At 51.5% G+C, this 1,860-nt stretch carries 2 rRNA genes; both read right to left on the reverse strand.

Annotated elements, in window-relative coordinates:
- Positions 1-3: 3 nt before the first annotated feature.
- A 5S ribosomal RNA gene (rrf, locus tag LJ740_RS23020) occupies positions 4-119 on the reverse strand.
- A gap of 132 nt (positions 120-251) precedes the next feature.
- Positions 252-1,860: ribosomal RNA gene (locus tag LJ740_RS23025) — 23S ribosomal RNA — on the reverse strand; the annotation flags it as partial.

Below are 1,860 nucleotides of genomic sequence, written 5' to 3' on the forward strand. Positions count from 1 at the left end.
GGAGCCTGGCGGTGTGCTACTCTCACATGGGGAGACCCCACACTACCATCGCCGCTAATACGTTTCACTGCTGAGTTCGGAATGGATTCAGGTGGTTCCGTATCGCTATGGCCGCCAGACAAAACTGGTAACAAAACTGGGAAAAATCTGATAAATCGTATGAATTCTTTTCTTGCTTGGGTAAGCGCGTTCTACTCTTCTTCATAAGCAAGTGCTTGTTTGTCACAACACCAAATAATACCGGGTGTTGTATGATTAAGCCTCACGGGCAATTAGTACAGGTTAGCTTAACGCCTTACAACGCTTCCACACCCTGCCTATCAACGTCTTAGTCTTAGACAACCCTTCAGGACAGTTAAACTGTCAGGGATGACTCATCTTGGGGCCGGCTTCCCGCTTAGATGCTTTCAGCGGTTATCCGTTCCGAACTTGGCTACCGGGCAATGCGATTGGCATCACAACCCGAACACCAGCGGTTCGTCCACTCCGGTCCTCTCGTACTAGGAGCAGCTCCCCTCAATCATCCAACGCCCACACCAGATAGGGACCGAACTGTCTCACGACGTTCTAAACCCAGCTCGCGTACCACTTTAAATGGCGAACAGCCATACCCTTGGGACCGACTTCAGCCCCAGGATGTGATGAGCCGACATCGAGGTGCCAAACACCGCCGTCGATATGAACTCTTGGGCGGTATCAGCCTGTTATCCCCGGAGTACCTTTTATCCGTTGAGCGATGGCCCTTCCATTCAGAACCACCGGATCACTATGACCTACTTTCGTATCTGCTCGACGTGTCTGTCTCGCAGTTAAGCCAGCTTATGCCATTGCACTAACCTCACGATGTCCGACCGTGATTAGCTAACCTTCGTGCTCCTCCGTTACTATTTGGGAGGAGACCGCCCCAGTCAAACTACCCACCAGACACTGTCCACGACCCGGATAACGGGTCAGTGTTAGAACATCAAACATACAAGGGTGGTATTTCAAGGATGGCTCCACGCTATCTGGCGACAACGCTTCAAAGCCTCCCACCTATCCTACACATGTAGGGTCAATGTTCAGTGCCAAGCTGTAGTAAAGGTTCACGGGGTCTTTCCGTCTAGGTGCGGGTACACAGCATCTTCACTGCGATTTCAATTTCACTGAGTCTCGGGTGGAGACAGCATGGCCATGGTTACACCATTCGTGCAGGTCGGAACTTACCCGACAAGGAATTTCGCTACCTTAGGACCGTTATAGTTACGGCCGCCGTTTACCGGGGCTTCGATCAAGAGCTTCGCTTACGCTAACCCCATCAATTAACCTTCCGGCACCGGGCAGGTGTCACACCGTATACGTCCACTTTCGTGTTAGCACAGTGCTGTGTTTTTAATAAACAGTCCCAGCCATCTGGTCACTGCGGCCTCCGGTCGCTTAGAGAGCAAGTCTCATCACAACCAGAGGCGTACCTTCTCCCGAAGTTACGGTACTATTTTGCCGAGTTCCTTCACCCGAGTTCTCTCAAGCGCCTTAGTATTCTCTACCTGACCACCTGTGTCGGTTTGGGGTACGGTTCTTATATACATACGTTTAGAGGGTTTTCCTGGAAGCCGGGCATCAACTGCTTCGTGACCGTAGTCACTCGTCTCGTGTCTCAGCCTTAAGAACCCGGATTTGCCAAAGTTCTCAGCCTACTCACTTTCACATGGACAACCAACGCCATGCCAGTTTAGCCTTCTCCGTCACCCCATCACTGTATATAAAAGTACGGGAATATTAACCCGTTTCCCATCGACTACGCATTTCTGCCTCGCCTTAGGGGCCGACTTACCCTGCCCTGATTAGCATGGGACAGGAAACCTTGGTCTTCCGGCGTGG

The sequence above is a fragment of the Planctobacterium marinum genome (assembly GCF_020687805.1).
Classification (GTDB): domain Bacteria; phylum Pseudomonadota; class Gammaproteobacteria; order Enterobacterales; family Alteromonadaceae; genus Planctobacterium; species Planctobacterium marinum.